This is a genomic window from Achromobacter sp. SX5 (assembly GCF_056711425.1).
Map to the genome: position 1 here is coordinate 4455899 of NZ_CM160041.1, position 23679 is coordinate 4479577.

Here is a 23679-nt window from a genome sequence, read left to right on the forward strand (position 1 = left end):
CCGCTTGATGCCTGCTGCCAGCCTGATGCCCTCCCCCACTCTCGCCGCCCCCGTCCCCGCCACGGCTCCCACCCTGTCCGCGCTCAAGCCCGGCGCGCGCTACGCGCAACCGCGCCCGCCCGGTTCCGGCGACGCCTGGCTGCTGGCCGACCTGGCGCGCCAGGCCGCGGCGCCGCTGGTCATCCTGACCGCCGAGCCGGTCGAGGCCCAGCGCCTGGCCGAAGAGATCCAGCTGTTCGCGCCCGAACTGCGCGTGCGCCAGCTGCCCGACTGGGAAACCCTGCCCTACGACGCGTTCTCGCCGCACCAGGACCTGATCTCGGAACGCCTGCACACGCTGCACGCGCTGATGACCAAATCGGTGGACGTGCTGACGGTGCCGATCACCACCGCGCTGTACCGGCTGGCGCCGCCCGCGTTCCTGGCGGCCTACACCTTTTCCTTCAGGCAGAAGGACAAACTCAACGAAGCCGCGCTGCGCGCGCAGCTGACGCTGGCCAACTACAACCACGTCACGCAGGTGACGGCGCCCGGCGAATTCTGCCTGCGCGGCGGCCTGATCGACCTGTTCCCCATGGGATCGGCGGTACCCTACCGCCTGGACCTGTTCGACGACGAAATCGAGACCATCCGCAGCTTCGACGTGGACACGCAGCGCAGCCTGTACCCGGTGCGCGAGGTGCAGCTGCTGCCGGGACGCGAATTCCCGATGGACGACGAGGCGCGCACGCGTTTTCGCGCGCGCTTTCGCGAAGTGTTCGAGGGCGATCCCTCGCGCGCGCTGCCGTACAAGGACATCGGCAACGGCATTCCGTTCGCCGGCGTCGAGTACTACCTGCCGCTGTTCTTCGAGGACACGGCCACGCTGTTCGACTACCTGACCGAAGGCACCGTCACGGTCACCGTCGGCGACATCGACGACGCCATCCAGCGCTTCAACCAGGACACCGCCAGCCGCTACGGCTTTCTGAAAAGCGACCGCGAACGCCCGGTGCTGCCGCCTTCGGCGCTGTTCCTGGACAACGAGGCGCTTTACGCCGGCCTGAAGGCCTTCCGCCGGCTGGCGCTCAGCTCCGGCCAGCCGCATCCGGATTTCCGCGCCGCGCCCGACGTCAGCGTGGCGCGGCGCTCGGACGACCCCATCGCCAAGCTGCGCGCGCTGGTGGCGGGCAGCCAGACGCGCGTGCTGCTGTGCGCGGACTCCGCCGGCCGGCGCGAGACGCTGGTGCAGATGCTGAACGAATTCGGCCTCACTCCGGACGCGCAGCCCGACGCCATCGAGGCCTTCCTGGCCTCGGACGCGCATTTCGGCATCGTCGCCGCGCCGCTGTCCACCGGCTTCCAGCTGCCCCAGGCCAACCTGGCCTTCCTGACCGAGAACGACCTCTACCCGGGCCTGGCGGCCACGGGCCGGCGCGGCAAGCGCGACCAGGAGCGCGCCAGCAACGTCGAGGCGATGGTGCGCGACCTGTCCGAACTGCGCGAGGGCGACCCGGTGGTCCACGCGCAGCACGGCATCGGCCGCTACCACGGCCTGGTCAACATGGACATGGGCGAAGGCGGGATGGAGTTCCTCCACCTCGAATACGCCAGCGGCAGCACGCTGTACGTGCCGGTCTCGCAGCTGCACGTGATCGCGCGCTACAGCGGCGCCGACCCCGAGGCCGCGCCGCTGCACCAGCTGGGCTCGGGCCAATGGGACAAGGCGCGCCGCAAGGCCGCCAAGCAGGTGCGCGACACCGCCGCCGAGCTGCTGGCGCTCTACGCCCAGCGCGCCGCGCGCGAAGGCTACGCCTTCAACCTGCCGCTCAACGACTACCAGGCCTTCGCCGAAGGCTTCGGCTTCGAGGAGACCGCCGACCAGGCCGCCGCCATCGAGGCCGTCATCGCCGACATGACCTCCGGACGCCCCATGGACCGGCTGGTGTGCGGCGACGTGGGCTTCGGCAAGACCGAGGTGGCGCTGCGCGCCGCCTTCCTGGCCGTGGCCAACGGCAAGCAGGTCGCCCTGCTCTGTCCCACCACGCTGCTGGCCGAGCAGCACGCGCAGACCTTCTCCGACCGTTTCGCCGACTGGCCGGTGCGGGTGGTCGAGCTGTCGCGCTTCCGCTCGGCCAAGGAAGTGTCGGCCGCCATCGAGGGCATCAACGACGGGCGCGTGGACATCGTCATCGGCACCCACAAGATCCTGTCCAAGGACGTGAAGTTCAAGCGCCTGGGCCTGGTCATCATCGACGAGGAGCACCGTTTCGGCGTGCGCCAGAAAGAGGCGCTGAAGGCGCTGCGCGCCGAGGTCGACGTGCTGACCCTGACGGCCACGCCGATTCCGCGCACCCTGGGCATGTCGCTGGAAGGCATACGCGACTTCTCGGTCATCGCCACCGCGCCGCAGAAGCGCCTGGCCATCAAGACCTTCGTGCGCCGCGAGGACGGCAGCACGCTGCGCGAGGCGCTGCTGCGCGAGCTCAAGCGCGGCGGCCAGTGCTATTTCCTGCACAACGAGGTCGAGACCATCCACAACCGCCGCGCCCGCCTCGAAGAACTGGTGCCCGAGGCCCGCATCGCCGTGGCCCACGGCCAGATGCCCGAGCGCGAGCTGGAACAGGTGATGAAGGGCTTCTACCAGCAGCGCTACAACGTGCTGCTGTGCACCACCATCATCGAGACCGGCATCGACGTGCCCAGCGCCAACACCATCGTGATCCACCGGGCCGACCGCTTCGGCCTGGCCCAGCTGCACCAGCTGCGCGGACGGGTCGGGCGCTCGCACCACCAGGCCTACGCCTATCTGCTGACGCCCGGCGAAGACGCCATCACCAGCAACGCCAAGAAGCGGCTGGAAGCGATCCAGGCGATGGAGGAACTGGGCTCGGGCTTCTACCTGGCCATGCACGACCTCGAAATCCGCGGCACCGGCGAGGTGCTGGGCGACTCGCAGTCGGGCAATATCCAGGAAGTGGGCTTCTCCATGTACAACGAGATGCTCAACGAGGCCGTGCGCGCGCTGCGCGCCGGCGAAGAACCCGACCTGGAAGCGCCCTTCAACCTGGCCTGCGAGGTCAACCTGCACGCGCCGGCGCTGCTGCCATCGGACTATTGCGCCGACGTGCACGCCCGCCTGGGCATCTACAAGCGCCTGGCGCACGCCGCGGGCGAGGACGACCTGATCCACATCCAGGAAGAGCTGATCGACCGCTTCGGCAAGCTGCCCGAAGCCGCGCAGACCCTGCTGGCCACGCATCGCCTGCGCCTGGCGGCGCAGCCGCTGGGCGTGGTCAAGATCGACGCCAGCGAAACCCAGGCGCTGCTGCAGTTCGGCGCCAAGACCTCGGTGGACCCGGCCAGGATCATCGAGCTGGTCCAGCGCCAGCGCCACATCAAACTGGCGGGACAGGATAAATTACGGGTCGAGATCAAGGCCGCGCAGGTGCCGGCCCGCGTCGACGCCGTGCGCGCCGTGCTGCGCGCCCTGAAGTAACCGTAGCCATCACCCGAACCCCATGACCACCCACCACCTAGTCGTCCAATCCCCCGCCCTGAGCGCCGAACACGCGGAACAGCTCGCGGCCCTGGCCCAGGCGCAGGGCATCGCGCGCATCAGCGCCACCGCCGCCCGCCTGCTCGACGTGCAGCACGACGAGTCCACCCGCGCCGAGGTCGTGGCGTGGGCCGAGGGCCGCGGCATCGACACCGCCTTCCTGCCCGCCGGCCTGAAGCTGTCGGACTGCAAGGTGCTGGCCATGGACATGGACTCCACGCTGATCAACATCGAATGCATCGACGAGATCGCGGGCGTGGTCGGCGTGAAAGACAAGGTCTCGGAAATCACCGAGGCCGCGATGCGCGGCGAGATCAAGGACTTCGCCGAAAGCCTGCGGCGCCGCGTCGCCCTGCTCGAGGGCGTGCCGGCCGAGGCGCTGGACCAGGTCTACGCGGAAAAGCTGCGCCTGAACCCGGGCGCCGAACGCCTCATCTCCACGGCCCAGGCCGCCGGCATCAAGGTGCTGCTGGTCTCGGGCGGCTTCACCTTCTTCACCGACCGCCTGCGCGAACGCCTCAAGCTCGACAGCGCGCACGCCAACACGCTGGAGATCGACAACGGCGTGCTGACCGGCAAGGTGCTGGGCGACATCCTCGACGCCGACGCCAAGGCCATGCACCTGCGCGAATTCGCGCGCCGCCATGGCGCCGCCCAGGAACAGATCATCGCCATGGGCGACGGCGCCAACGACCTGAAGATGCTGGCCGCGGCCGGTTTTCCGGTGGCCTACCACGCCAAGCCGCTGGTGCGCCAGCAGACGCGTTATGCGCTCAACGTGTCGGGGCTGGACGGGGTGTTGAGCTGGTTCGAGGGGTAATGAAATAAAGCCGGCTGATGGGTTGCGCGCGTTGCGCACCGGCGTTCTTGTCCGCCGGTTGCCGCGCTACACCCATCCTACGATACCGGTTCGCGATGAACGTCGACCGAACCGATCCGCTCGAGCGCGCGAAACCCATCGGGCGGCGCCAGCCGCCGCCTTTCGCGGCAGGCGCCTCCCCTTCTCCCGTCAATACCGCACACGCAGCGACAGCAACGCCGCACGCCCGCCGCCCAGCGCCGCATAGTGCGCGGCATAGGCCTTGGTGTAATACGTCTCGTCGAAGATGTTCATCACGTTCAGCTGGGCCGACACGTTCGGGTTGAATTCATACGACGCCATCGCGTCGAAGCGCCAGTACGAGGGTACCCAGCGCGCCTTGGGCGTGCCGTCGGGGTTCTTGCTCGAATCCGAGTTGCCGTACACCTTGTCCACGTAGTAGGCGCCGCCGCCCACCGTCAGCTTGGGCAGCACCTTGTAGGTGGTCCACAGGCTGAAGGCGTTGCGCGGGGTGTTGGGCAGGTCCTGGCCCACGGCGCCGCTGTTGAAGGCGCCCTTGGTCATTTCGCTGTCCATGAAGGTGTAGCCGCCGAACACGTTCCAGCGCGGCGTGATGCTGCCGGAAAAGCCCAGTTCGATGCCGCGCACCTTGGCCTCGCCGATCTGCTCGGTCTCGGTGGCCGACACGGCCACGCTGGTGTTCTTGCGGATGTCCTGGAAGGCGGCCGCCGACAGCGTCAGGCGGTCGTCGAACACGTCCCACTTGGTGCCCAGTTCCACCGTGCGGCTCTTTTCGGGCTCCAGCGACTCGCTCACGGCCGACGCGGCGTCGCTGATGGCGCCGGCGGCGATGGCCGACGGCGTCGAGGACGTGCCGTAGGTGGCGTAGATCGTGCCGTTGGGCATGGGCTTGTAGGCCAGGCCGATCTGGTAGTTGAAGAGGTTGTCCTCGCGGCTGGTGCTGTAGAACGCGGGCGTGCCGGCCGGGTCGTTGCGGCCGCGGGCGATGTTGCTGCCGCTGGTGCGGTAGTTGTCCCAGCGCAGCCCCAGGCTGGCCTGCCACTGCTCGTTGAACTTGATGGTGTCGAAGCCGTAGAGCGCGATGGTGTCGGTATTGTAGCGGGCCGGATTGTTGTTGCGGGTCAGGCGGCCCGTGTAATCGGTGTGCGGGTCCGGGTCCCACAGCGAGGCGCACACCACCGACAGGCCGGTGCAGGTCGCGCTGGTCGGCACGCCCGACTGGGTGTAGCCGTCTTTGTCCTGCTTGATGTTGCTGTATTCGAAGCCGAGGTCGAAGCTGTGCTTGAGGCTGCCGGTCTCGAATTCGCCGGTCAGGTCGGTCTGGCTGGCGAAGGTCTTGGTGACGTAATAGCCCGACTTGAGCGCGCGGTACACCAGGCCGTTGGGCACGTTGCCCTTGCTGTCGTCCGGGTTGGTGGCGGCGAAGTCGGTGGTGCCACGGCCGTAGCGCAGCACGCTGCGCAGTTGCAGCTTGTCGGAGAAATCGTGCTGGAAGTCGGCCGTGGCGACGTCGTCGCGCGTCTTCATGAAGTCGCGGCCGGTCAGGCCGTAGAAGCTCTTGCGGCTCACGCCCATGGTCTCCGTCACCGGCTGGCCCGTCTTCGGGTCATACGGGATGGAGTAATCCGGCATGCTGTCGTCTTGATAGTGGTAGTAGCTCAGCGTGATGCGGGTCGGCGTGCCCACGCCCAGCGTCAGCGACGGGGCCACGCCCCAGCGCTCGAAGTCCACCGCGTCGTCGCGTCCCGGCACGTCGCCCTTGTTGCCCATCACGTTCAGGCGGAAGGCGGCTTTTTCGTCCAGGCTCCAGTTGCTGTCGATGGTGGCGCGGTAGTTGTTGTCCGTGCCGAGCTGGATCGTGCCTTCGGTGAAGTCGGTGGCCCGCGGGGTCTTGCTGACCATGTTGATGCTGCCGCCGGCGCCGCCGCGGCCGGAGTACACCGAGTCCGGGCCCTTGATGATTTCCACTTCTTCCAGGTTGAAGGTGTCGCGCACCTGCGTGCTGGAGTCGCGGATGCCGTCCAGGAAGATGCTGCCTGCCGAGTTCTGGCCGCGGATGATGGGCAGGTCGCCGCCCGGACGGCCGCCTTCGCCGGCGCCGAAGGTGATGCCCGGCGAGTTGCGCAGCACGTCCTGGAGGGTCGAAGCCGACTGGTCCTGGATCACCTGCTTGGGCACGACCTGCACGGTGCGCGGGGTGTCCAGCAGCGGCGCGGTCATCTTCGGCGACGACACGGTCGTGGTCTGGTACGACGAGCCCTCTCCTTCCACGCGCACCGGCGCAAGCTGCGTCACGCCGTCGGCGGACTGGGCGGCGGCGTGGGGGCTGACGAACAGCGCGGGAACGGCGATGGCGGCGGCCAGCGAGGTGGCGAGCGTATTCAGCGAATACGAGTCTTGGGGCTTCAAACCAGCTTCTCCAGTGTGAATAGCAACGATTCTTGTTTTTTAAACGTTTGCGATTCTGAACCCACTGGCTGAATGGAACCTGAACATTTCCACCAAACGGTCATGAAAGATGAAAATACAACACCTTTTGCCGTTCCAAGGCCTTCCAGAGCCTCCAGGATCGGCTCAGGACGCGCCGCGGCCGGTGGTTGGCACCTATCCATGTCCGCATAAAAAAACGCCCCAAAGGGGCGTTTTTCACAAAGCGGATCCGGGCTTCAGGTGCGCAGGCGCGGATGCCGCTTGAACAGATACCGGTAGACGAAACCCGGATAACCCAGCACCAGGTACAGGCTGAGCGTGATGGCGTAGAACTCCCAGGTCTGCGAGAACCGGTTGCCCAGCGCGGATTCGAACGCGAAGCCCAGCGCGCCGACGACGAGGTAGAACACTAGCACCTCGATCAGGCGGACCCAGAGCGGCTTGACCGCCGCCGCCCCGCCCCGCTTCCAGGGCATGACGGCGAACACCCGCTCGGTCAGGAACGGCAGGTTGGCGCTGACCAGGGCCAGCGCGATCAACAGCCATACCGCCAGGGTCTGGTTCATGCCCGGCCGCCCTCTTACATGTTCAGCGAGCTGCGGATGGCCTGCACGCACAGCGCCATCAGGCCGCCCGGCAGCACGCCCAGCACCAGGATCAGCGCGCCGTTGACCGACAGCACGCCGCGCTGGCCGCAGGTGGCGGCGATGGGCGCGGCGTCGGCCGCCGGCTCGTCGAAGTACACCACCTTGACCACGCGCAGGTAGTAGAACGCGCCGATCAGCGAGAACAGCACCGCGATCACGGCCAGCGTGACGTGGCCGGCGCTGATCAGCGCCTGCAGCACGGCCAGCTTGGCGTAGAAGCCCACCAGCGGCGGAATGCCGGCCAGCGAGAACATCAGCAGCAGCACGATGGCGGCGTGCCACGGGCTGCGGCGGTTCAGGCCCTTCAGGTCGTCGATCTGCTCGCACTCGAAACCCTGGCGCGACAGCAGCAGGATGATGCCGAAGCTGGCCAGCGTGGTCAGCACGTAGGTCAGCATGTAGAAGAGCGAGGCGCCGTAGGCGGCCGAAGCCAGGTCCGGCTTGCCGGCGACCGAACCCGACATCAGGCCCAGCAGCACGAAGCCCATGTGCGAGATGGTCGAATAGGCCAGCATGCGCTTGAAGTTGGTCTGCGCGATGGCGGTCAGGTTGCCGATGGCCAGCGACAGCACCGCCAGGATCATCAGCATGGGTTGCCAGTCGGCGGCCAGGCCGTGCAGGCCATCGACCAGCAGGCGCAGCGTGATGGCGAAGGCGGCCAGCTTGGGCGCGGCGCCCAGGATCAGCGTGACGGCGGTCGGCGAACCCTGGTAGACGTCAGGCACCCACATGTGGAACGGCACGGCGCCGAGCTTGAACGCCAGGCCCGAAACCAGGAACACGATGCCGAACACCAGCGCCAGGTTCTCGGCCTTGCCGGCGGCGATGACCTTGGCCACTTCGGCCAGGTCCAGGTGGCCGGTGGCGCCGTAGACCATGGACATGCCGTAGAGCAGGAAGCCCGAGGCCAGCGCGCCCAGCACGAAGTACTTCATGGCGGCTTCGGTGGCCGTGACGTTGTCGCGGCGCAGGGCGATCAGCGCGTACAGCGCCAGCGACATCAGCTCCAGGCCCAGGTAGATGGAGATCAGGTTCCCGGAGGAGATCATGACCATCTGGCCCAGCAGCGCGAACAGCGTCAGCACGTAGAGCTCGCCGCCGCGCATCATGTCGCGCACCTGCGCGTACAGGCGGCCATACACCAGGGTCACGGCGACCGCGATGTAGGACGCGATCTTCAGCAGGTGCGACAGCTCGTCGGTGACGTACAGGCCGTTGAAGGTCGACCCGGTCACGCCGTTGCTCCATTGCAGCGCCGACACGACGGTCAGCACTCCCAAGGCCAGCATGGTCAGCAGAAACGTCGGCTTGCGCTCGGGGTGATTGCTGACCGCGTCGATGAGCAGGATAGCCAGGCCGAAAACCAGCAAGAGGATTTCCGGTGTCGCCAGGGCGAAATCGATTTGGGATTGCATCATTGTCTTGTCTTACAGTTTCGAGACGGCAACGTGTTGCAGCAGGGCCTCCACCGAAACGTGCATCACGTCGGTGAAGGGCTTGGGATAGATCCCCATGTACAACACGGCGATCGCCATCACGCCAAGAATCACGAACTCGCGGCGGTTGATATCGGTCAGCTCGCGCACATGGTCGTTGGCGACGTCGCCCAGGACCACGCGCTTGACCATCCACAGCGAATACGAGGCGCCCAGGATCAGGGCGGTCGCCGCCAGCAGGCCGATCCAGAAGTTGTGCTCGACCGCGCCCATGATGACCATGAATTCGCCGACGAAACCGCTGGTGGCGGGCAGGCCGCTGTTGGCCATCGAGAACAGGATGAAGAACGTGGCGAAGCGCGGCATCACGTTGACCACGCCGCCGTAGTCGGCGATCTGGCGCGAGTGCATGCGGTCGTAGAGCACGCCGATGCACATGAACATGGCGCCCGACACGAAACCGTGGGAGATCATCTGCACGATGGCGCCTTCGACGCCGGCCGTGTTGAAGATGAAGAAGCCCAGCGTCACGAAGCCCATGTGGGCGACCGACGAATAGGCCACCAGCTTCTTCATGTCGTCCTGCACGATGGCGACCAGGCCGATGTAGATCACGGCGATCAGCGACAGCGTGATCATCAGGCCGGCCAGGCTGTGCGAGGCGTCAGGGGCGATCGGCAGCGAGAAGCGCAGGAAACCGTAGGCGCCCAGCTTCAGCATGATCGCGGCCAGCACGATGGAGCCGCCCGTGGGCGCCTCGACGTGGGCGTCCGGCAGCCAGGTGTGGACCGGCCACATCGGCACCTTGACGGCGAAGGCCGCCAGCAGCGCCACGAAGATCAGGATCTGCGGGGTGTAGCCCAGCTTGGTCTGCTGCCAGGTCAGGATGTCGAACGAGCCGCCCGAGGCGTTCCACAGGTAGATGAACGCGATCAGGGTCAGCAGCGAGCCCATCAGCGTGTACAGGAAGAACTTGAACGCCGCGTACACGCGGTTCGGGCCGCCCCAGACGCCGATGATGATGTACATCGGGATCAGCGTGGCTTCGAAGAACACGTAGAACAGCATGCCGTCGACCGCCGCGAACACGCCCACCATCAGACCCGACAGGATCAGGAAGGCGGCCATGTACTGGGCGACGCGGCTGGTGATGACTTCCCAACCGGCCAGCACCACGATGATGGTGATGAAGGCGGTCAGGAGCACGAACCACATCGAGATGCCGTCGATGCCCAGGTGGTAGTTGACGTTGAAGGCCTCGATCCAGGAGGTCTTCTCCACGAACTGCATGGCGGCCGTGGAGGAGTCGAACCCGGTGTAGAGCGGAATCGTGACCAGGAAACCCGCGATCGAGCCGATCAGCGACAGGCCGCGCGTCAGGCCGGGGCGGTCGTCACGGCCAACCGCCAGCACCAGCAGGCCGAATACGATCGGAACAAAGATCGCAAGCGTGAGCCAGGGAAAAGTGTTGGATGCCATCTCGCTTGCCATCATTGGGGAATCAGCACAAAGAAAGTCACCAGCGCCATGATGCCGATGATCATCGCGAACGCGTAGTGATAGATGAAGCCGGACTGCAGGTGGCGGCTGATCGCTGCCACCCAGCCCACCACACGGGCGCTGCCGTTGATCAGCAGGCCGTCGATGATGCCGCGGTCGCCGGTCTGCCACAGGCCACGGCCCAGGCAGCGCGCGCCGCGGGCGATGATCTGTTCATTGATCCAGTCGACGTAGTACTTGTTTTCGAGCAGCTTGTTGATGCCCGACAGGCTGGACTGGATCTTGGCCGGAACCTTGGGATTGATCAGGTAGCAGTACCAGGCGATGACCGCGCCGGCCACGACCAGCCAGAACGGAACCGTCTGGAAGGCGTGCAGGCCGAAGGCCACCCAGCCGTGCCACTCTTCATGCAGCTCGTGCATGGCGGGATGCTGCGGCAGGACCTTGATGACGCCGTCGAAGAACTTGCCGAACAGCATCGGGTCGACCACCCAGGCACCGATCAGCACCGACGGGATCGCCAGCAGCACCAGCGGCAGCGTGACCACCCAGGGCGACTCATGCGGCTTGCCGCCGTGGTGGCCGTGGTCGTCGTGGCCGTGCGCATCGTGGCCATGGCCGTGGCCGTGGTCGGAAGTGTCGAAGCGTTCCTTGCCGTGGAAGACCAGGAAGTACACGCGGAACGAGTACAGCGAGGTCACGAACACGCCGATCAGCGTGGCGTAGTAGGCGAAGTTCGCGCCCCACACGTTGGCGGCGCCGGCCGCCTCGATGATGTGTTCCTTCGAGTAGAAGCCCGAGAAGAACGGGGTGCCGACCAGGGCCAGCGTGCCCAGCAGGAAGGTGATCCAGGTGATGGGCATGTACTTGCGCAGACCGCCCATGTTGCGGATGTCCTGGTCGTGGTGCATGCCGATGATGACCGAGCCCGCGCCCAGGAACAGCAGCGCCTTGAAGAAGGCGTGGGTCATCAGGTGGAAGATCGCCACCGAGTAGGCCGAGGCGCCCAGCGCGACGGTCATGTAGCCCAGCTGCGACAGCGTGGAGTAGGCCACCACGCGCTTGATGTCGTTCTGGATGATGCCCAGGATGCCCAGGAACAGCGCGCCGATGGCGCCGATCACGATGATGAAGGACAGCGCGGTGTCGGACAGCTCGAACAGCGGCGAGAAGCGCGCGACCATGAAGATGCCGGCCGTCACCATGGTGGCGGCGTGGATCAGCGCGGAGATCGGGGTCGGGCCTTCCATCGAGTCGGGCAGCCAGGCGTGCAGCGGAACCTGGGCCGATTTACCCATGGCGCCGATGAACAGGCAGATGCAGGCCACGGTCAGCAGCATCCAGTCGGAACCGGGCAGCGTCAGGGCGGCCAGCTTGTCGGCCTGGGCGAACACTTCGGCGTACTGCATGGTGCCGGCGTAGGCGAACAGCAGGCCGATGCCCAGCACGAAGCCGAAGTCGCCGACGCGGTTGATCAGGAACGCCTTCATGTTGGCGAAGATCGCCGTCGGGCGCGTGTACCAGAAGCCGATCAGCAGGTAGGACACCAGGCCCACCGCTTCCCAGCCGAAGAACAGCTGCACCATGTTGTTCGACATCACCAGCATCAGCATGGAGAACGTGAACAGCGAGATGTACGAGAAGAAGCGCTGGTAGCCGGGATCGTCGGCCATGTAGCCGATGGTGTAGATGTGCACCATCAGCGACACGGAGGTGACCACGACCATCATCATGGCCGACAGCGGATCGATCAGGAAGCCGATTTCCAGCTTGGTCTGGCCGATCAGGCTCCAGGTGTAGACCGCGCCGTCGAAGCGCAGGCCGTTGAGCACGTCGTTCAGCACCACCACCGAACCGATGGTGGAGACGAGCACGCCCAGGATGGTGATCACGTGCGAAGCGCGGCGGCCGATGGGACGGCCCAGGAAGCCGGTGCCGAAGAGGCCCGCGAGAATCGCTCCGGCCAGCGGGGCCAGCGCGATGAGCAAGTAGAGATTGGGTGAGCTAGACATTTTCTTCCAATACCCCGTCAGCCCTTCAGGCGATCGAGTTCGTCAACGTTGATCGTGTTCAGGTTGCGGAACAGCAGCACCAGGATGGCCAGGCCGATCGCCGCTTCGGCGGCGGCCACGGTCAGGATGAAGAACACGAACACCTGGCCGGCGGTGTCGCCGAACCAGCTGGAGAACGCCACGAAGTTCATGTTGACGGCCAGCAGCACGAGCTCGATGGACATCAGCAGGATGATCAGGTTGCGGCGGTTCAGGAAGATGCCGAAGATCCCGATGGCGAACAGCACCGCCCCCAGGATCAGGTAATGGGCCAGCGTCAGCGTCATTTTTGTTCTCCTTGGGGCGCGGCGGCGGACGAGGCACCGATCTGCGACTGGGCGCGCTCGCTCTGGGGCTGCATGCTCACCAGGCGGAAACGGTCCTTGGCGCGCACGCGCACGGCGGCGACGGGGTCGTTGTACTTGACGTCGCGGCGGCGGCGCAGGGTCAGCGCGATGGCGGCGACCATGCCGACCAGCAGCAGCGCGGCGCCGACTTCAACGGCGTAGATGTACTGGGTGTACATGGCCTCGCCCAGCGCGCGGGCGTTGTTGTAGTCGCCGGCGACCGGGGCCTGCGGGCCCGCGCCGTACCAGGTCGAGCCCAGCACGAAGGACATCTCGAGCACCAGCACCAGGCCGATCACCAGCCCCAGGGGCAGGTAGGTCTTCATGCCCTGGCGCAGCGCATCCATGCGGATGTCCAGCATCATCACGACGAAGAGGAAGAGCACCATCACGGCGCCCACGTACACCAGCACCAGCAGCAGCGCGAGGAACTCGGCGCCGAGCAGCATCCACAGCATGGCCGCGTTGGCGAACGCCAGGATCAGGTGCAGGACGGCGGTGACCGGGCTGCGCGCGGTGATCACGCGGAAGGCCGCGATCACCAGCACGGCGGCCAGTATGTAAAACAGGACAGTGGTAAAAGTCATGGATCAGACCCTGGGCTTCAACGATAGGGAGCGTCTTCGGCCCGGCGTTGGGCGATTTCGGCTTCGTAGCGGTCGCCCACGGCGAGCAGCATGTCTTTGGTGAAATACAGGTCGCCGCGCTTTTCGCCGTGGTATTCGTGGATATGCGTTTCCACGATGGAGTCCACCGGGCAGCTTTCCTCACAGAAGCCGCAGAAAATGCACTTGGTGAGGTCGATGTCGTAGCGCGTGGTGCGGCGGGTGCCGTCGTCGCGCTGGTCCGACTCGATGGTGATCGCCAGGGCCGGGCACACGGCTTCGCACAGCTTGCACGCGATGCAGCGCTCTTCCCCGTTGGGGTAGCGGCGCAGCGCGTGCAGGCCACGGAAACGCGCCGACGCGGGCGTCTTTTCCTGGGGGTAGCGCAAGGTCACCTTGCGCTTGAAGAAATACTTGCCCGTCAGGCGCATGCCCTTGAGCAATTCGGTCAGCATCAGGCTGCCGAAGAAATCCTTGATCGCTTCCATATCCTGCCTCTGCCTGGCGGCTTAGCGCCAAATGTTCCAGGGCGTCTGCATCCAGATCGCCACCAAGACCAGCCACACGCCGGTCAGCGGGATGAAGATTTTCCAACCCAAACGCATGATCTGGTCGTAGCGGTAGCGCGGGAAAGTCGCGCGGAACCACACGAACAACGAGACCACGACGAACGTCTTGATACCCAGCCAGATCCAACCCGGAATCCAGGTCAGTGGCGCGATGTCGATCGGGGAGGCCCAGCCGCCCAGGAACATGATCGAGGCCATGCAGGACAGCAGGATCATGTTGGCGTATTCGCCCAGGAAGAACAGCGCGAACGCCATGCCCGAGTATTCGACCATGTGGCCGGCCACGATTTCGGATTCGCCTTCGACCACGTCGAACGGGTGGCGGTTGGTTTCGGCCACGGCCGAAATCACGTAGACCACGAACAGCGGCAACAGCGGCAGCCAGTTCCAGGACAGGAACGTCAGGCCCTTGTCGGCGAACCAGCCGCGGTTCTGCACGTGCACGATTTCCGACATGTTGAGGCTGCCCGAGACCAGCAGCACCGTCACCAGCACGAAGCCGATGGCCAGTTCGTACGACAGCATCTGCGCCGAGGCGCGCAGCGCGCCCAGGAACGCGTACTTGGAGTTCGACGCCCAGCCGGCGACGATCACGCCGTACACGCCGATGGACGTGATGGCCATGATGTACAGCAGGCCGGCGTTGACGTTGGCCAGCACCACGTCGGGACCGAACGGCACCACCGCCCAGGCGGCCAGGGCCGGCATCAGCGTGACCACCGGGGCCACGACGAACAGCACCTTGTTGGCCTGCGACGGAACCACCACTTCCTTGGTCAGCAGCTTGAACACGTCGGCGAACGGCTGCAGCAGCCCCTTGATGCCGACGCGGTTCGGACCCATGCGCACGTGCATGGCGCCGATCATCTTGCGTTCCCAGTACGTGAGGTAGGCCACGCACAGGATGATGGGCACAGCGATGATCACAATCTTGATGAGGGTCCAGAGGACCATCCAGACCGTCGGGCCCAGCAATGCCGTACCCTGGCTCTCAAGAACATTAAGCCATTCCATCAGGCACGCTCCACGCTGATTTGACCGAATGCGCCACCCAGGGCCGCGGTGTTTTCAAAGGCAGCCGAAATGCGCACGGCGCGGTCGGCCACGGCATCGTCCTGCACGGTTTCGAGTTCGACGGCGCCCTGCCCGCCCGACACGCGCACCTTGGCCCCGGCCGTCAGGCCCAGGCTGGTGAGCGTGCGGCCGTTCATGGCGGCGGCCGGCTTCTTCGAGGCCGGAGCCGCCTGCAGCGGCTCGGAACGGCGCACCATGGCGTCGCTGCGGTAGATCGGCACGTCGGCGACGCGCTCCAGGCCGGCTGCCGCCTGGCCCAGGCCCAGCGGCGCCTTGATGTCGTTGGACAGGCGGCCTTCGACGCCGCCGGCCAGCACGGCGTCGCGCACGGACTCGGAGGTCTCGTCGTCGAAGCCGGCCAGGTGCAGCACGTTGCCCAGCACCCGCAGGACCTTCCAGCCCGGACGGGTCTGGCCGAACGGCGCGACCGTGCCCTTGAAGCTCTGGGCCAGGCCTTGCGCGTTGACGAAGGTGCCGGAGGTTTCGGTGAAGGGCGAGACCGGCAGCATGACGTCGGCCCATTCGGCGGCGGCCGAACGGTAAGGCGTCAGGGCCACGGCGAACTGCGCACCGCGCAGCGCGGCCAGCGCCTGCTGGCCGTTGTCGGCGTCGAGCAGCGGCTCGGCGTGCAGCACCACGTAGGCCTTGAGCGGCTCGGCCAGCATGGCGGCGGCGTTCTTGCCGCCCTTGCCCGGAATCGCGCCGGCCAGGTAGCCGCCGACGGTGTTGCCGCCGGAGGTCAGGAAGCCGAACTTGCCGCCGGCCAGGTCTGCCACGGCGCGGCCGTTGGCCGCCAGGGTCGAGGCCTGCGGGCTGGCCACGGCCAGGTTGCCCATCAGGACCGCGGTGTTGGAACCGGACGCCAGGCTGGCGGCGATGGCCTTCGCATTGTCGCCCGGGACGACCGAGGCGAACTCGGCCGGCACGGCCTGTTCCTTGGCCTGGGCCAGCGCGACGGCCACTTCGGCCAGCGCGCGCGCCAGTTCGGACGGGGCCACGGTGACGCGGGCGGCGACCGGCATCAGCGGATCGTCGGCGGCGCTGTCGAGCATCAGGATCTGCGTGCCGCGCTTGGCGGCCTGGCGCAGGCGCTGCGCCATCAGCGGGTGGTCCTTGCGCAGGAACGAGCCCACGACCAGGACGCGGTCCAGGTTGTCGAGTTCGGCGATCGGCATGCCCAGCCACGGCGCGCCCGTCAGGGCGGCGTCGAAGGCCGCGTCGGTCTGGCGCAGGCGGAAGTCGATGTTTTCCGAACCCAGCGCGCGGACCAGGCGGCCCAGCAGCGCGTATTCTTCGGTGGTGGCGTATTCCGAGGCCAGCGCGCCGATCTGACCGGCGCCGAAGCTGTCGCGCACCCGCGACAGGCCCTGGGCCACGGCGGCCAGCGCGTCGGACCAGGAGGCTTCCTGCCACTTGCCGTCGGTGCCCTTGATCATCGGGGCCGACAGGCGGTCTTCGCTGTTCAGGCCTTCATACGAGAAGCGGTCGCGGTCGGAGATCCAGCATTCGTTGATGGCTTCGTCTTCGAACGGCACCACGCGCATGACGCGGTCGCCCTTGACCTGGATCACCAGGTTGGCGCCCAGGCTGTCGTGCGGGCTGACCGAACGGCGGCGCGCCAGCTCCCAGGTGCGGGCGCTGTAGCGGAACGGCTTGGAGGTCAGCGCGCCCACCGGACAGATGTCGATCATGTTGCCGGAGAGCTCGGATTCGATCGAACGGCCGACGAAGGTCGTGATCTCGGAGTGCTCGCCGCGGTTGAGCATGCCCAGCTCCATGATGCCGGCGATTTCCTGGCCGAAGCGCACGCAGCGGGTGCAGTGGATGCAGCGGCTCATTTCCTCGGCGGAAACCAGCGGGCCCAGGTCCTTGTGGAAGACCACGCGCTTTTCCTCGTTGTAGCGCGAGGAGGAGGCGCCGTAGCCCACGGCCAGGTCCTGCAGCTGGCATTCGCCGCCCTGATCGCAGATCGGGCAGTCGAGCGGGTGATTGATGAGCAGGAATTCCATCACCGACTTCTGGGCGGCGCGCGCCTTTTCAGAGCAGGTGTGGACGACCATGCCGTTGGTTACGGGCGTGGCGCAGGCGGGCAGCGCCTTGGGCGCCTTTTCCACTTCAACCAGGCACATGCGGCAGTTGGCCGCGATGGACAGTTTCTTGTGGTAGCAGAAATGCGGCACGTAAAGCCCGATCTTCTGAGCGGCATGCATGACCATGCTGCCTTCGGGCACTTCGACCTTGTTGCCGTCGACGGTTAGTTCAACCATTGCTGTTCCTGAGACCTACAGATATTGCGGGACCACACAAGACTTGTGCTCGATGTGGTGCGCGAATTCGTCGCGAAAATGCTTGAGGAAGCCACGCACGGGCATGGCCGCGGCGTCGCCCAGGGCGCAGATGGTGCGGCCCATGATGTTGCCGGCCACGCTGTCGAGCAGGTCCAGGTCCTCCGGACGGCCCTGGCCGTTTTCGATGCGATGCACCATGCGGTAGAGCCAGCCGGTGCCTTCGCGGCACGGCGTGCACTGGCCGCAGCTTTCCTCGAAATAGAAATACGACAGGCGCATGAGCGACTTCACCATGCAGCGCGTCTCGTCCATGACGATCACCGCGCCCGAGCCCAGCATCGAGCCCGCCTTGGCGATGGAGTCATAGTCCATCGTGCATTCCATCATGATGTCGGCGGGCAGCACCGGGGCGCTGGAGCCGCCGGGAATCACGGCCTTGAGCTTCTTGCCGCCGCGCATGCCGCCGGCCAGTTCCAGCAGGGTCGAGAACGGGGTGCCCAGCGGGATCTCGTAGTTGCCGGGACGCTCGACGTCGCCGGTGATCGAGAACAGCTTGGTGCCGCCGTTGTTCGGCTTGCCGACTTCCAGGTAGGCCTGGCCGCCGTTGCGGATGATCCACGGTACCGCCGCGAACGTCTCGGTGTTGTTGATCGTGGTGGGCTTGCCGTACAGGCCGAAGCTGGCCGGGAACGGCGGCTTGAAGCGCGGCTGGCCCTTCTTGCCTTCCAGCGATTCCAGCAGCGCGGTTTCCTCGCCGCAGATGTAGGCGCCGTAACCGTGGAACGCATGCAGCTGGAAGCTGAAATCCGAACCCAGGATCTTGTCGCCCAGGAAGCCGGCGGCGCGCGCCTCTTCCAGCGCTTCCTCGAAGCGCTCGTAGACTTCGAAGATTTCGCCGTGGATGTAGTTGTAGCCCGCGCTGATGCCCATGGCGTAGGCGGCGATGGCCATGCCTTCGATCACGATGTGCGGGTTGAATCGCAGGATGTCGCGATCCTTGAACGTGCCCGGCTCGCCTTCGTCGGAGTTGCACACCAGGTACTTCTGGCCGGGGAAGGCGCGCGGCATGAAGCTCCACTTCAGGCCGGTCGGGAAGCCCGCGCCGCCACGGCCGCGCAGGCCCGAGGCCTTGACTTCGGCGATCACGTCTTCCGGCTTCATGCCGGTGGTCAGGATCTTCTTGAGGGCTTCGTAGCCGCCGCGCTTGACGTAGTCGGCCAGGCGCCAGTTGGCGCCGTCGACGTCGGCCAGGATCTGCGGCTGGATGTGCCGGCCGTGCAGGCACATCGAGTTGGTCAGGTCGTTCAGCGGGTTGGGGTCCAGCCCCTGCGCAAACTGCTTGTACAGGTCGGGCGCGTTCATGCCGACTCTCCTTGCGCCTTGAGGGCCGCGACCAGCGCGTCCAGCTTCTCTTCGGTCATGCGCACGCACATATGCTTGTTGTTCACGATCAGCACCGGCGAATCGCCGCAAGCGCCCATGCACTCGCCTTCCACGAGCGTGAACTGGCCGTCGGCGGTGGTTTCTCGGTAGTCGACGCCCAGCTTGCGCTTGAGGTAGTCGCCGGCGCGTTCGCCGTCGCGCAAGGCACAGGGCAGGTTCGTGCAGACGGCGATCTTGTTCTTGCCGACGGGCTTGACGTCGAACATGTTGTAGAAAGTGGCGACTTCCTGGACCGCGATGGGCGGGACGCCGATGTAGTTGGCCACATCTTCGATGATTTCGGTAGCCAACCAGCCCTTCTCTTCTTGCGCGATGGCAAGCGAGGCCATGATGGCGGACTGCCGCTGGTCGGCCGGGAACTTGGCGAGTTCTCGGTCGATTTTCTGGTAGGCCTGTTCGGAAAGCAGCATAGTTTGAATCCGGGTTATGCGGGCGTGCTCGTGACTGTCTGGGCGGATCAGCGATCGATCTCGCCGAAAACGATGTCCTGCGTGCCAATGATGGTGACGGCGTCGGCGATCATGTGACCGCGAGACATTTCATCCAGCGATTGGAGGTGGGCAAAGCCCGGCGCCCGAATTTTCAGACGGTAGGGCTTGTTGGCGCCGTCGGACACCGCGTAGATGCCGAATTCGCCCTTGGGGTGTTCCACCGAGGCATACGCTTCACCGGGAGGAACGTGGAAGCCTTCAGTGAAGAGCTTGAAGTGGTGGATCAGCTCTTCCATGTTGGTCTTCATGGCGGTGCGCTTGGGCGGGGCGATCTTGTGGTTCTCGATCATGACCGGGCCCGGATTGTTGCGCAGCCATTCCACGCACTGGCGGATGATGCGGTTGCTTTCACGCATTTCGGCGACGCGGACCAGGTAGCGGTCGTAGCAATCGCCGTTGACACCCACCGGGATGTCGAAATCGACCAGGTCGTAGACCTCGTAGGGCTGCATCTTGCGCAGGTCCCAGGCCACGCCCGAACCGCGCAGCATCGGGCCGGTGAAGCCCAGCGCCTTGGCGCGCTCGGGATCGACCACGCCGATGCCGACCAGGCGCTGCTTCCAGATGCGGTTGTCGGTCAGCAGCGTTTCGTACTCGTCCACGCAACCGGGGAAGCGGTTGGTGAAGTCTTCGATGAAGTCCAGCAGCGAACCCGAACGCGCGTCGTTCATGGCGCGCAGTTCCTTGTCGCCGCGGTACTTGCTGGTGGCGCCGTACTGCGGCATGGAATCCGGCAGGTCGCGGTAGACGCCGCCCGGACGGTAGTAGGCCGCGTGCATGCGCGCGCCCGAGACCGCTTCGTAGCAGTCCATCAGGTCTTCGCGCTCGCGGAAGGCGTACAGGAACACCGCCATGGCGCCCACGTCCAGGGCGTGCGAGCCCAGCGACATCAGGTGGTTCAGCAGGCGCGTGATTTCGTCGAACATCACGCGGATGTACTGGGCGCGCAGCGGCGCTTCGATGCCCAGCAGCTTCTCGATGGCCATGACGTAGGCGTGCTCGTTGCACATCATGGACACGTAGTCCAGGCGGTCCATGTAGGGCAGCGCCTGGATGTAGGTCTTGTGTTCAGCCAGTTTTTCGGTGGCGCGGTGCAGCAGGCCGATGTGCGGGTCGGCGCGCTGGATCACTTCGCCGTCGAGCTCGAGCACCAGGCGCAGCACGCCGTGCGCGGCCGGGTGCTGGGGACCGAAGTTGAGCGTGTAGTTCTTGATTTCTGCCATGATTTAACGCCCCAAGCCGTAGGAATCTTCGCGGACCACGCGCGGGGTGATCTCGCGCGGATCGATCGTGACCGGCTGGTAGATGACGCGGCGTTGTTCGGGGTCGTAGCGCATTTCGACGGTGCCGGACAACGGGAAGTCCTTGCGGAACGGGTGGCCGATGAAGCCGTAGTCGGTAAGGATGCGGCGCAGGTCCGGGTGGCCTTCGAAGACGATGCCGTACAGGTCGAAGGCTTCGCGCTCGAACCAGCCCACGCCCGGCCAGCACTCGATCAGCGAGGCGACCACCGGGAACTCGTCGTCCTCGGCCCAGGTGCGCACCCGCAGGCGCCAGTTGTGCTCGATGGACAGCAGGTGCACGACGACGGCGAAGCGCGCGCGCTGGACCTTGGCGTTGGCTTCCTCGGGCATCTGGCGGGTGCCGTTGCCCCAGGTCAGGTAGTCGACGCCGCAGAGGTCGATACAGGTTTCAAAGCGCAGGCCGGCTTCGGTGCGCAGCTTGTTGCAGACCGAGAACCACTGCTGCGCGGGCACTTCGAGCGTCAGCTCGCCCAGCGCCTCGGTCAGCGCGATATCGGCGCCGAGGGTGGTCTGCAAATTGTTTTTCAGGGTTTCGAGCCTGGTCATCATCTTGTACGCTTAGGTGAACCGATACGCTGGTTTCGCGAGGCCGGCGGCGGGTTGCCGCCCGGCGGGCGAAGGCTCAGCGCGCAATCGTGTTGGTCAGGCGGATCTTGTTCTGCATTTGCAGCAAGCCGTAGACCAGCGCCTCGGCCGTAGGCGGACAGCCCGGCACGTAGACGTCTACCGGTACGATGCGATCGCAGCCACGGACCACCGAATACGAATAGTGGTAGTAGCCGCCGCCGTTGGCACAGGAGCCCATCGAGACCACCCAGCGCGGCTCGGGCATCTGGTCATAGACCTTGCGCAGCGCCGGCGCCATCTTGTTGCACAGCGTGCCGGCCACGATCATGAGATCGGACTGGCGCGGGCTGGGCCGGAAAATGATGCCGAACTGGTCCAGGTCGTAGCGGGCCGCGCCCGCGTGCATCATCTCAACCGCGCAGCAGGCCAGACCGAAGGTCATGGGCCACATGGAGCCGGTCTTCGCCCAGTTAAGGAACTTGTCGGCGCTGGTTGTGATGAACCCTTGCTTGAGAATGCCGTCTATAGCCATATTCGTCTCTGATAGCGTGCTGTACAGGAAGCCCGGGGCTTATTCCCAGTCCAGCGCGCCCTTTTTCCATTCATAGATGAAGCCGACGGTGAGCACGGCCAGGAAGACCATGACCGTCCAGAATCCGACGAGCCCGACCGTGCCCTGGGCGATGGCCCACGGGAACAGGAACGCGATTTCGAGGTCGAAAAGAATGAACAGGATCGCCACCAGGTAGTAGCGCACGTCAAACTTCATGCGGGCGTCTTCAAAAGCTTCGAAGCCGCACTCGTACGGCGAAAGCTTTTCGGCGTACGGACGCCGCGGACCAAGGAGGGAGCCGGCCGTCAGCAGCGCGAACCCGATGAGGGTGGCCACTACGATAAACAGCAGGACGGGGAAATACTGTTGCAGGTTCATTCAGGCGTCCGTCAAATGCGCAAACCTTAGGATTGTAGCATTCGCGGGGTTACTTCTGGCTGAACTCTGTAGCCTGAACAGCGGGTGAAAGACTGCATTTCTTCACCGGAACAATCGCGGCTTGCGCAGCGACCGGACAAGCTTACTACAAGCGCTTTGCGCGCCGTCGACCAGGCGGCGAAAAACAACGCCGGAACGAAAAAAAACCACTCCGGAGAGTGGTTTTCGTACGAACGGGCCGAAGCCCGTTCGCGCACTTTTTCAAATCCAGGCAGGGCTTGCGCCCTGCGTTGGATTAGAAGCGGTGACGGATACCGACGCCGACGGCGGTCGACTTGACGTCGTCGATGAAGGCGTAGTTCTTGGCGTACGAACCGTAGGCGTACAGGTTGGTGCGCTTGGACAGGTCGTAGGTGTAGCCCAGCGAGAAGACGTTCATCGTCTCGTCAGCACCCGGAGCCGTGTTCAGGCGATCGTTCGACGGATCAACCATCTGCCACGAACCGAACAGCTTCGAAGCGCCGCCGATGGGGGCCGACAGGCCGACCATGTACGAGTTGGCCTTGAAGCCGTCAGCGAAGATGTTGTTGCCGAAGTTGATGTTGCCAGCGGGGCCGGACACGCCTTGGCCGCCGAACCAGCCGTCGGTCGTGCGGGCATAGGCCAGCGACAGCTTCACAACTTCGAAGTCGTACGAAGCGCCCAGGGCGTACATACGCGGGGTGGCGTCAACTTCCGGCTGCGTCAGGTTGTTCGAGGCGTTCAGCTGGTCGTACGAGAAAGCGATGTTCAGCGGACCGTTGACATAGCGCAGACCGGTGGTGATCGCGCGGGTGTTGTCGGCGGTGCGCCAGCCGCTTTGGCGAGCGTTGTTGTCGTCAGCGTTGAACGAGTAGCCGACGCCGAACTGGAAGCCGCTGAACGACGGGGTTTGGTACAGGACCATGTTGTCGTAGCGGACGGTGTTGGCAGCGCTCAGGGCGACACCGATGTTAGCTTGGCCGAAACCAGCGCCGAACGGGTCGATCGAGCCGAAGTACTTCGACGAGATGTTGGTCTGACGGCCGAAGTCCAGTTGACCCCAGCTGTCGGAGGCCAGACCGATCGTGGCTTGACGACCGAACAGGCGACCGTTCTGAGCCGAGTTGCCGTTACCCGAGTTGAAGCCCGATTCCAGTTGGAAAACAGCGCGCAGGCCGTCACCCAGATCTTCCGAACCACGCAGACCCCAGCGCGAACCGTTCTGCACGCCGTTGATCATGCCGACGCGGCTGCCGTCGAAGCCGTTGCCCTTGACCTTGTTGTAACCGATACCCGTGTCGATGATGCCGTACAGGGTGACAGACGTTTCTGCCTGGGCGACACCGGCAAAACCGGCGAGCAGGGCGGCAGCGAGCAGAGTCTTTTTCATTTAAGAAATCTCCGTTGATTTGAGTGACAAGAGCAGCAATCCAGCAAACCAGCCTGCCGCCCCCCTAACTCCGCGAAGGGAAGTTGACGCTATTGCATCAAAAATCAGGGGGGCTGGCTACGGCCGGCATCAGAAAAGTGCAGGTTTGCGACAGGCTTGTTGGGATATTGCAACATCACGGCAAGGCCTGGCCGATCGGCCTAGGG

The 23679-nt window shown here is 65.3% G+C and carries 19 protein-coding genes; 2 read left to right on the forward strand and 17 right to left on the reverse strand.

Annotated elements, in window-relative coordinates:
- The first annotated feature begins 7 nt into the window (after positions 1-7).
- Complete coding sequence (gene mfd, locus AC1M14_RS20835; protein WP_168202244.1) at positions 8-3478, forward strand: transcription-repair coupling factor; 3471 nt, start codon at positions 8-10, stop codon at positions 3476-3478.
- 22 nt (positions 3479-3500) lie between these two features.
- Positions 3501-4358, forward strand: coding sequence for a phosphoserine phosphatase SerB (gene serB, locus AC1M14_RS20840; RefSeq protein ID WP_111826558.1), 858 nt, complete (start codon positions 3501-3503; stop codon positions 4356-4358).
- Between the two features lie 189 nt (positions 4359-4547).
- On the opposite strand, the gene AC1M14_RS20845 is transcribed toward serB, so the two are convergent.
- From AC1M14_RS20845 to AC1M14_RS20925, 17 genes are all read right to left on the reverse strand, one after another.
- Complete coding sequence (locus AC1M14_RS20845; protein WP_479730373.1) at positions 4548-6788, reverse strand: TonB-dependent receptor; 2241 nt, start codon at positions 6786-6788, stop codon at positions 4548-4550.
- A 257-nt stretch (positions 6789-7045) separates the two neighbouring features.
- Positions 7046-7375 carry a DUF2818 family protein gene (locus tag AC1M14_RS20850; protein WP_102774353.1) on the reverse strand — a complete coding sequence of 110 codons (330 nt, stop codon included), beginning with the start codon at positions 7373-7375 and terminating at the stop codon, positions 7046-7048.
- Between the two features lie 14 nt (positions 7376-7389).
- Entirely contained in the window at positions 7390-8874 is a 1485-nt protein-coding gene (gene nuoN, locus AC1M14_RS20855) for an NADH-quinone oxidoreductase subunit NuoN (protein ID WP_102774352.1), read from the reverse strand.
- 9 nt (positions 8875-8883) lie between these two features.
- On the reverse strand, positions 8884-10386 hold the full coding sequence (locus AC1M14_RS20860) for an NADH-quinone oxidoreductase subunit M (RefSeq protein ID WP_102774351.1): 1503 nt from the start codon (positions 10384-10386) through the stop codon (positions 8884-8886).
- The gene (gene nuoL, locus AC1M14_RS20865; RefSeq protein ID WP_111826555.1) at positions 10383-12404 is read right to left on the reverse strand and encodes an NADH-quinone oxidoreductase subunit L; all 2022 of its coding nucleotides are present in this window, start codon (positions 12402-12404) and stop codon (positions 10383-10385) included. The genes AC1M14_RS20860 and nuoL overlap by 4 nt, the downstream gene beginning before the upstream one ends.
- Before the next feature lie 17 nt (positions 12405-12421).
- Positions 12422-12730, reverse strand: coding sequence for an NADH-quinone oxidoreductase subunit NuoK (gene nuoK, locus AC1M14_RS20870; protein WP_050448548.1), 309 nt, complete (start codon positions 12728-12730; stop codon positions 12422-12424).
- Positions 12727-13377 carry an NADH-quinone oxidoreductase subunit J gene (locus AC1M14_RS20875; RefSeq protein WP_102774349.1) on the reverse strand — a complete coding sequence of 217 codons (651 nt, stop codon included), beginning with the start codon at positions 13375-13377 and terminating at the stop codon, positions 12727-12729. The genes nuoK and AC1M14_RS20875 overlap by 4 nt, the downstream gene beginning before the upstream one ends.
- Positions 13378-13394: 17 nt before the next feature.
- On the reverse strand, positions 13395-13883 hold the full coding sequence (nuoI, locus tag AC1M14_RS20880; protein ID WP_043543405.1) for an NADH-quinone oxidoreductase subunit NuoI: 489 nt from the start codon (positions 13881-13883) through the stop codon (positions 13395-13397).
- A 21-nt stretch (positions 13884-13904) separates the two neighbouring features.
- The gene (gene nuoH / locus AC1M14_RS20885; protein WP_102774348.1) at positions 13905-14978 is read right to left on the reverse strand and encodes an NADH-quinone oxidoreductase subunit NuoH; all 1074 of its coding nucleotides are present in this window, start codon (positions 14976-14978) and stop codon (positions 13905-13907) included.
- Positions 14978-17305, reverse strand: a complete 2328-nt coding sequence (gene nuoG / locus AC1M14_RS20890) for an NADH-quinone oxidoreductase subunit NuoG (protein WP_102774347.1) — start codon at positions 17303-17305, stop codon at positions 14978-14980. The genes nuoH and nuoG overlap by 1 nt, the downstream gene beginning before the upstream one ends.
- A gap of 15 nt (positions 17306-17320) precedes the next feature.
- Positions 17321-18688, reverse strand: a complete 1368-nt coding sequence (nuoF, locus tag AC1M14_RS20895) for an NADH-quinone oxidoreductase subunit NuoF (RefSeq protein ID WP_102774346.1) — start codon at positions 18686-18688, stop codon at positions 17321-17323.
- Positions 18685-19179 (reverse strand): NADH-quinone oxidoreductase subunit NuoE, encoded by a 495-nt coding sequence (gene nuoE / locus AC1M14_RS20900; RefSeq protein WP_043543414.1) that lies wholly within the window; start codon positions 19177-19179, stop codon positions 18685-18687. The genes nuoF and nuoE overlap by 4 nt, the downstream gene beginning before the upstream one ends.
- A 47-nt stretch (positions 19180-19226) precedes the next feature.
- Positions 19227-20483, reverse strand: a complete 1257-nt coding sequence (locus AC1M14_RS20905) for an NADH-quinone oxidoreductase subunit D (RefSeq protein ID WP_102774345.1) — start codon at positions 20481-20483, stop codon at positions 19227-19229.
- A 3-nt stretch (positions 20484-20486) separates the two neighbouring features.
- On the reverse strand, positions 20487-21113 hold the full coding sequence (locus AC1M14_RS20910) for an NADH-quinone oxidoreductase subunit C (protein WP_102774344.1): 627 nt from the start codon (positions 21111-21113) through the stop codon (positions 20487-20489).
- A 73-nt stretch (positions 21114-21186) separates the two neighbouring features.
- Positions 21187-21663, reverse strand: a complete 477-nt coding sequence (locus tag AC1M14_RS20915) for a NuoB/complex I 20 kDa subunit family protein (RefSeq protein WP_006217960.1) — start codon at positions 21661-21663, stop codon at positions 21187-21189.
- 39 nt (positions 21664-21702) lie between these two features.
- The gene (locus AC1M14_RS20920; RefSeq protein WP_006217959.1) at positions 21703-22062 is read right to left on the reverse strand and encodes an NADH-quinone oxidoreductase subunit A; all 360 of its coding nucleotides are present in this window, start codon (positions 22060-22062) and stop codon (positions 21703-21705) included.
- A gap of 295 nt (positions 22063-22357) precedes the next feature.
- On the reverse strand, positions 22358-23473 hold the full coding sequence (locus AC1M14_RS20925) for a porin (RefSeq protein ID WP_102774343.1): 1116 nt from the start codon (positions 23471-23473) through the stop codon (positions 22358-22360).
- Positions 23474-23679 lie beyond the last annotated feature (206 nt).